8 protein-coding genes are annotated in these 7,687 nt (G+C 43.1%); all 8 read right to left on the bottom strand.

Going from position 1 to position 7,687, the window contains the following annotated elements; genetic code table 11:
* Positions 1 to 124 precede the first annotated feature (124 nt).
* The 8 genes from ACXM1Q_RS08350 to deoC all read right to left on the bottom strand — a co-directional run bounded on the left by ACXM1Q_RS08350 (position 125) and on the right by deoC (position 7,450).
* On the bottom strand, positions 125 to 823 hold the full coding sequence (locus ACXM1Q_RS08350) for a DsbA family oxidoreductase (RefSeq protein WP_458517675.1): 699 nt from the start codon (positions 821 to 823) through the stop codon (positions 125 to 127).
* A 4-nt stretch (positions 824 to 827) separates the two neighbouring features.
* Positions 828 to 1,670: an SDR family NAD(P)-dependent oxidoreductase gene (locus ACXM1Q_RS08345; RefSeq protein WP_458517674.1), complete on the bottom strand. Its 843-nt coding sequence runs from the start codon at positions 1,668 to 1,670 to the stop codon at positions 828 to 830.
* Positions 1,671 to 1,751: 81 nt separating this feature from the next.
* A complete protein-coding gene (locus ACXM1Q_RS08340) occupies positions 1,752 to 2,708 on the bottom strand; it encodes an ABC transporter permease (protein WP_135038484.1) in 957 nt (318 codons plus the stop codon).
* On the bottom strand, positions 2,705 to 3,766 hold the full coding sequence (locus ACXM1Q_RS08335; protein WP_458517673.1) for an ABC transporter permease: 1,062 nt from the start codon (positions 3,764 to 3,766) through the stop codon (positions 2,705 to 2,707). Before ACXM1Q_RS08335 ends, ACXM1Q_RS08340 begins: the two co-directional genes overlap by 4 nt.
* A complete protein-coding gene (locus ACXM1Q_RS08330; protein WP_458517672.1) occupies positions 3,759 to 5,294 on the bottom strand; it encodes an ABC transporter ATP-binding protein in 1,536 nt (511 codons plus the stop codon). Before ACXM1Q_RS08330 ends, ACXM1Q_RS08335 begins: the two co-directional genes overlap by 8 nt.
* 32 nt (positions 5,295 to 5,326) lie before the next feature.
* On the bottom strand, positions 5,327 to 6,382 hold the full coding sequence (locus ACXM1Q_RS08325) for a BMP family lipoprotein (protein ID WP_458517671.1): 1,056 nt from the start codon (positions 6,380 to 6,382) through the stop codon (positions 5,327 to 5,329).
* Between the two features lie 29 nt (positions 6,383 to 6,411).
* Positions 6,412 to 6,801 (bottom strand): cytidine deaminase, encoded by a 390-nt coding sequence (locus tag ACXM1Q_RS08320; protein ID WP_458517670.1) that lies wholly within the window; start codon positions 6,799 to 6,801, stop codon positions 6,412 to 6,414.
* Positions 6,788 to 7,450: a deoxyribose-phosphate aldolase gene (gene deoC / locus ACXM1Q_RS08315; protein ID WP_458517669.1), complete on the bottom strand. Its 663-nt coding sequence runs from the start codon at positions 7,448 to 7,450 to the stop codon at positions 6,788 to 6,790. Before deoC ends, ACXM1Q_RS08320 begins: the two co-directional genes overlap by 14 nt.
* Positions 7,451 to 7,687 lie beyond the last annotated feature (237 nt).

The raw sequence follows: 7,687 nt of genomic DNA, 5'->3' as shown, positions 1-7,687 counted from the left end.
ACTCTAACAGAGCAACCCATTTTCACACAGTAACCGTCTTAAACCATTTACAGTTTCCACTTTATGAAATCTCCCTTGAGATAAAAAGAAAAGGCTAGGAAAACTATCCCTACCTTTTCAAACTCTATTCAATAAAACAGCCATTGGGTCCACATGCCTGATCTGATGTACCAAGACTTACGGGCTTGGCTACTAAACCAAAAGACCGTTCCACAGCTTCTTCAAATACGGATTGGGGCTGAGCTCCCGAAATGGAGAAGCGACCATCAAAGAGGAAAAAGGGCACAGCCGTAATCCCTAGAGCCATTCCAGCCTCTTGATCTGCAGCAATGCGGGCTGCATAGTCTTGAGACTGTAGGGCTTCTTCAACAAGAGCGGCTTCCAAGCCCAATTCTTGACCTAAATCCTTTAGTACCTGATCTTGAGCTAAATCTAGCCCCCGTGTAAAGTGTGCTTGAAAAAGAAGCTTAGCCATTTCTTTCCCCAAGCCTCTATCACTAGCCAAATGAAGCAGACAATGACTTTTTCGGCTATTGGGAATCCAGGCTTGGTCAAAATGAAAGCTTAGACCTTCTTCTTTAGCAAGATTGGTAATCGCATCTAATTGTGCTTGTGCTTGCTCAGAACTTAGTTGGTATTTCAAAGCCAAATAATCCCGAGCTGGATAGGACTGGTCTAGCGGTAAAGTCGGATCCAATTCAAATGACCTAAAAACCAGCTCAACCTGTTCTCCCTTTTGATACTTAGCTAAGGCCTTCTCCAAGCGACTTTCAGCAATGTAGCAAAACGGACAATAGACATCGGACCAAATTTCAATTTTCATCTATCTAGTCCTTTCGATCCACGCTTTGACTGAGATCTGCAAATTCGTTAATTTCGGTCACCACTTCATTGATTTTATATTGCATAGCAGCTAATGCTCCAGATCCGGCATAAAAACGGTTCGGAGTCTTCTTCATTTCAGCAATATCAAGAATCGCTTGGGCTAGGAAAGTTGGATCTCCACCCTGATTATGATTTAAGCGAGCCAAACCAGACATCGTAGCTTGGACCACCTCATAATCTTTAATTTCTTTTTCCGGACGTCGCATCGAGGAGCTATCCAAGAAATCTGTCCGAATTCCAGTCGGATTAACTGCCGTTACCTGGATGCCAAAGGGCTCAACTTCCGCTTGCAAGGCCTCACTCATCATAATCACAGAAGCCTTGGTTGCTGAATAAACCCCTTGTACAGGTCCCGTCACCGAACCCGAAATGGAAGCTAGGTTGATAATATGTCCGGATTTTTGTTGCCGCATCCCTGGCAATACCGCCTGCGTCAGAGCTAACAGTCCAAATACATTGACATCAAAGTTCTTCCGAATCTCATCCAACGAAAATTCTTCTAAAGCCCCAAAAATACCATAGCCTGCATTGTTCACTAAAACGTCGATACGTCCAAAGTGATCAAGGACCTGAGCGACAGCCGCCTGAATACTATCCTCTGCAAAGAGCATTTCTAAGGCTAGGAAATCACTTCCCACCTCAGGTACCCGAGCCAATACCTTTTCAGTTAGTGTCTCAGCATTTCTCGAAGTAGCAACAACACGATAGCCTTTTTCCAAAGCTGCAACAGCAACTTCCAAACCGATTCCTTTTGAGGCACCAGTTACAAATAATACTTTTTTCATTCTTATTCACCTCTGTGTAACAGTATACTCTTTTTTTTGAAAAAAAAGGTTCCTGGCGCTATGCCAGGAACCTTTAAGCATTTATTTCGATTTAATATAATTAACTCCAACTGCCTTCGGTGCAACAGCTTTTCCGAAGAAGGCTGCAAGGACAACGATAGTCAAGACGTAAGGAGCAATCTGTAGATAAACAGCTGGAACCTTATCAAAGAGTGGCAATTGGCTACCAATAACCGCCAAACTTTGGGACAAACCAAAGAAGAGGCTGGAGAACATGGCACCAACAGGATTCCACTTCCCGAAAATCATCGCGGCAAGAGCAATAAAGCCTGGTCCGACAATGGTTGAAATGGAGAAGTTTACAGAAATAGATTGGGCATAAACTGCACCACCGACTCCCCCAAGGAAACCAGAAATGAGGACACCTGCATAGCGCATCAAATACACATTAATTCCCAGTGTATCTGCTGCCTGTGGATGCTCACCGACTGAGCGAAGACGTAGTCCAAACTTCGTTTTAAACATAATAAACCACGCAAGGAAGGATGTCGCAATAGCCACATACCCCATAATCGAAGTATTCTTGAAGAAAATGTCTCCAATGAAAGGAATATCCGACAAGATTGGGAAATCAAAGCGTCCAAAGGACTCTTGAATGTTATCTGTCTGACCTTTATTGTAAAGCACTTTAACCAAGAAAACGGTCAAAGCTGGAGCCATCAAATTAAGCACTGTACCACTGACAACATGATCCGCACGGAAATGAACAGTCGCTACAGCATGGAGAAGGGAAAATAGAACACCAGCTAATCCCCCCACAAGAAGAGCCAACCAAGGAGTTGCTTCACCCAAAACTGAAGCTGTTGAAAGGTTGAAAACAACTGCTGAGAAAGCACCAACAACCATGATTCCTTCCAAACCGACATTAACAATCCCGGAATGCTCAGAGAAACTTCCACCAATGGAAGTGAAAATGAGAGGGGCTGAATAGATCAGCATGGAAGACACTAATAAGGCTAATAGGGTTTCGAGATTCATTTAGCTTGCCCCTCCTTTTTTGCTTTTGACTCAAGGAATTTTTCAATCACATAGTGAATTCCAACGAAGAAGATAATAGATGCAGTCACGATGTTTACCAATTCTGGTGGAATAGAAGCGGCATTCATTCCCGGCGCTCCAACCTGAAGAACCGCGAAGAGAAAGGCTGCAAATGGGATTCCAACTGGTGAATTATTGGCCAACAAGGCTACCGCCATCCCGTTAAATCCGATAGACAAAGAAGAGCCTTGAATATAAACATTTTGGAAAGTCCCCAGTCCTTCTACTGCTCCACCAAGACCGGCAAGAGCACCAGAGATAATCATGGAAATAATGATAATCCGTTTCGAAGACATACCGGCATACTCACTGGCATGAGGATTGAGTCCAACCGAACGAATTTCAAAACCAAGGGTTGTTTTCTTCAACAAGAACCAAATGGCAAAAACTGCTATCAAGGCGAAGAAAATACCGATGTTCATCCGTGAGTTACTGGTAAGGGCCCGCAACCATTCTGTTTGATAGCTGGCATTCATTCCTACAGGCTTACTGGAGTCTGTACTTTGCATGACTGCCTGAGGTAATTGATGAATCAAGGCATTGCCCACATAAAGCACGATATAGTTCATCATGATGGTTACGATGACCTCACTCGTACCAAGGTAGGCCCGAAGCATACCAGGAATCGAACCAATAATTCCCCCTGCCAACATAGCAATCACAATCGTTGCAGGAACCATGACTAAACGTGGAAGGTCTGGATTAAGTAAGGCAAATGAGGCTGCAGCAATCCACCCCGCCAAGGCTTGACCAGGAAGACCAACGTTAAAGAAGCCCGCACGACTAGCCACCGCAAAACCTAAACCAATCAAGGTCAAAGGTCCCATCGCTCGGAAGATCTCTCCGATAGAACGCAGAGAGCCAAAGGCTGTTGCAAAGAGTGCTTCATACCCCCAAATAGCATCATAGCCAAAAATCAACATGATAATGGCTCCAAGGACGATCCCCAAGAGAACTGAAATTAGGGGAACAGCTGCATCTTGAATTTTCTTAGACATTTCCTTCCTCCTTCTTCAATTCTACACCTGCCATCAAGATACCAAGCTCTTGCTTATTGGTAGTTGCAGGATCCAACTCACCCTGAATCTGTCCGTCATGGATAACGGCAATTCGGTCTGAGACATTTAGAATTTCATCCAACTCAAAGGAAACAACCAAGATAGCTTTCCCTTTATCACGCTCTTCAATCAAGCGTTTGTGGATGTATTCAATCGCACCAACGTCCAAACCTCGAGTTGGTTGGCTAACGATAAGTAAATCTGGATCTCTGTCCACTTCCCGTGCAATAATGGCTTTCTGTTGGTTACCACCAGAAAGTGCCTTAGCCGGAACATACTCACTAGCAGCACGAACATCAAACTCTTTCATCAATTTACGAGCATGTTCATAAATGTTACCGTAGTTCAAAATTCCCTTGGAACTCATCGGCTCCTTGTAATAAGTTTGAAGAGCAATATTTTCAGAAATGGATAGTTGCAAGACAAGACCATCACGATGGCGGTCTTCTGGAACATGTCCTACCTGCATTTCCGTAATCGTCCGTGGGCTTGCTCCAACAATATTTTCCCCTTTAAGGGTCATTGTTCCAGATTTGACCTTACGAAGTCCCGTAATGGCTTGAATCAATTCCGATTGACCGTTTCCATCGATTCCGGCGATTCCGACAATCTCACCTGCTCGAACATCGAGATTGAGATTTTTCACCGCTGGAACTCCACGGTTTTCTAAGACTACAAGATCCTTGATTGAAAGAACTGTTTCTTTAGGTTGAGCTTTAACCTTTTCTGTTTTGAAGGAAACAGACCGTCCCACCATCATTTCAGCTAAATCTTGGTTGGTAGCACCAGCAATTTCAACCGTTTCAATACTCTTACCACGGCGAATAACAGTAACACGATCTGCAACAGCTCGGATTTCATCCAATTTATGAGTAATCAAGATTAAAGATTTTCCTTCTTTAACCAGACTCTTCATGATTTCAACCAACTCTTCAATTTCAGAAGGAGTTAAAACCGCTGTTGGCTCATCAAAAATAAGAATATCTGCACCACGATAGAGGGTTTTTAAAATCTCAACCCGTTGTTGCATCCCTACTGAGATATCTTCTACCTTAGCCGCTGGATCTACTGCAAGACCATAACGTTTTGATAATTCTTCGATTTCCTTGGTGGCTTCCTTGATATCCAAGACACCATTTTTAGTCACTTCACTTCCTAAAATGATATTTTCTGCAACCGTGAAAGCTTCAACCAACATGAAATGTTGGTGAACCATCCCGATTCCAAGGGAAGCTGCTTTTGATGGAGAATCCAACTGAACAATTTGGCCATTGACCACGATTTCACCACTAGTTGGCTCTAGCAAGCCCGCCAGCATGTTCATTAACGTGGATTTCCCTGCCCCATTTTCTCCGAGAAGGGCGTGAATCTCGCCCTTCCGGAGTTGAAGATTAATATGGTCGTTGGCAACGAAATCCCCAAATTTTTTGGTGATGTCGCGCATCTCGATGACATGTTCATTCGCCATATTCCATTCGTCCTTTCCAACGTCTCCGCTTATTATTTTTCAGGAACTGTTACTTTACCGTCGATAATTGCTTGTTTGGCTTCTTCAACAGCTTTCTTAGTCTCTTCGTTTAAGTTATCGTAAGTAACTTCTACACCACCAGATTTCAAATCATAGGCAGTTGTAGTTCCTCCTGGGAATTTATCTTCTTGTAGTTTAGTCGCCATATCTTTGATAGTATTTCCAACTTCTTTCAATGTTGAAGTCAAGACAACGTTGGATTCTTTTCCGTCTTTGTCCTTGTAACCACCTTGAGGTGCTTGGTCACTATCCACACCGATAACCCAGACTTTTTCATCTGAATTAGCAGCTAATTTTTCATTACGAGTGATGGCTTCATTCAAAAGTCCGTCACCTGTTTTACCAGATGCGTGGAAAATGACATCTGCCCCAGCCGCGTATTGAGCTGCAGCAATTGTTTTACCTTTAGCTGCATCATTAAAGGACCCTGCGTAGTCTACTTGAACTTTAATAGAAGAGTCAACAGATTTTACGCCTGCTTCAAAACCTTTTTCAAAGCGAGTGATAACTTCACTTTCGACCCCACCGATGAAACCAACTTGTTTGGTTTTCGTATTCTTAGCCGCAGCAACACCAGCCAGGTAAGCAGCTTCTTGATCCGCAAAGGTTGCTGACGCAACGTTGTCCAAATCAATCACGCTATCCACCATCACAAATTTTGTATCTGGATTGTTTTTTGCGACTTCTTCCAATGATGTTGCAAGGGCAAAACCTGCACCTGCAACCATGTTATAGCCTTCAGTGATGGCTTGTTGGAAATTGTTGGTGAAATCAGATTCATTTTCAGACTGGTAGTAAGTATAGCCTTGATTTTGTTCTAAATTGTTTTCTTCACCCCAAGCTTTCAAACCTGTCCAAGCAGATTCGTTGAAGGAGTGGTCATCAACCCCACCTGTATCGGTCACATAAGCGACACGGATAGAGTCTGAAGCTGCCTCAGAACGATCACCACTACGGTTTGAACAAGCTGCCAAGGCAACTACTGCAAGCGATGCTGCTCCAAGTGCTACAATTTTATTTGATTTCATTACAATCTCCTCTTTTTTTATTTAATAACTTAAGTTAAATCTTTAAAAGAATAAGGTAACAACTCTGCCATAGACATGGTTTTCGTCGCTCCATTCTTGGCAATTAACGTAATCGGTAACTCAGCTTCAAAAAACTCTGCCATTACCTGACGACAAGCCCCACAAGGTGAAACGGGCTCATTTGTTTCTCCATAAATATAAAGAGCGGAGAATTCAGTAACCCCCTCTGAGACTGCCTTAAAAATAGCAGTTCTCTCCCCACAATTGGTTAAACCAAAGCTCGCATTTTCAATGTTAACTCCGGTATAATAGCGACCATCTTTGGCTACTAAAACAGCTCCAATTGGAAAATGAGAATAAGGAACATAAGCTTTTTCAGCCATTTCCATAGCTAATTGAATTGGATCAATAGCCTCCATCAACAACCTCACCTTTCATGATAGCAACACCAGCAGAAGTTCCGATACGTGTTGCACCAGCCTCTACAAAGGCTACTGCATCTTCGTAAGAACGAGCTCCACCTGCTGCTTTGACACCAAAATCTGGTCCAACTACTCGACGCATCAATTCCAAATCAGGAACATTTGCCCCGCTAGTTGAAAATCCAGTCGATGTCTTCACGAAATCTGCACCAGCCTCTACAGTCAAACGAGAAGCACGTTCCTTCTCTTCATCTGTTAACAAGGCTGTTTCAATGATAACCTTAACAACTGCATCTCCACTAGCTTCAACAACTGCTTGGATATCCTCTAAAACAGTCTGATCGTCCCCATCTTTAAGAGCTGCAATATTGATGACCATATCCACCTCGCTAGCTCCATTTTTGACAGCCTCTGCTGTTTCAAACGCCTTCGTTGCAGAAGTTGTTGCTCCTAAAGGGAAACCAATAACCGTACAAACTTTCACATCTGTAGCAGCTAATTCCTTCGCAGCCAATGCTACCCAGCTTGGATTCAAACAAACACTCGCAAAATCGTATTCCTTAGCTTCTTCAATCAGCTGTAGAATCGCTGCTTTTTGAGCATCTGCTTTGAGTAGTGTATGATCAATATATTTGTTAAGTTTCATGGTTTTTCTCCTATTCATTTGCCATGGTATTCGTTTACATTACACTATCTCTATTCTATCATTTTTTAAAGAACATTGACCACTTCCCTTCAAGTTTTTCCACTGAAAATTTTAATCGAGTAGGGACTAATGCATAGTCCCTCTCACACCACCGTGCGTGCCGTTCGGCACACGGCGGTTCAGTTAACTTTTAACGCATGTCGTTTTAGGTAGTAATCGAGACAGCTGACCAGTCCT

This window comes from Streptococcus sp. 10F2, from assembly GCF_054331515.2.
Note: the sequence above shows the minus strand (reverse complement) of the source record. Positions and strands in the feature narration are given on the sequence as shown.

Excerpts from the sequence above, each read along its gene's own strand:
- ACXM1Q_RS08340 (WP_135038484.1), bottom strand. The coding sequence starts at position 2,708 with ATGAATCTCGAAACCCTATTAGCCTTATTAGTGTCTTCCATGCTGATC.
- ACXM1Q_RS08350 (WP_458517675.1), bottom strand. The coding sequence starts at position 823 with ATGAAAATTGAAATTTGGTCCGATGTCTATTGTCCGTTTTGCTACATT.
- deoC (WP_458517669.1), bottom strand. The coding sequence starts at position 7,450 with ATGAAACTTAACAAATATATTGATCATACACTACTCAAAGCAGATGCT.
- ACXM1Q_RS08335 (WP_458517673.1), bottom strand. The coding sequence starts at position 3,766 with ATGTCTAAGAAAATTCAAGATGCAGCTGTTCCCCTAATTTCAGTTCTC.
- ACXM1Q_RS08345 (WP_458517674.1), bottom strand. The coding sequence starts at position 1,670 with ATGAAAAAAGTATTATTTGTAACTGGTGCCTCAAAAGGAATCGGTTTG.
- ACXM1Q_RS08325 (WP_458517671.1), bottom strand. The coding sequence starts at position 6,382 with ATGAAATCAAATAAAATTGTAGCACTTGGAGCAGCATCGCTTGCAGTA.
- ACXM1Q_RS08320 (WP_458517670.1), bottom strand. The coding sequence starts at position 6,801 with ATGGAGGCTATTGATCCAATTCAATTAGCTATGGAAATGGCTGAAAAA.
- ACXM1Q_RS08330 (WP_458517672.1), bottom strand. The coding sequence starts at position 5,294 with ATGGCGAATGAACATGTCATCGAGATGCGCGACATCACCAAAAAATTT.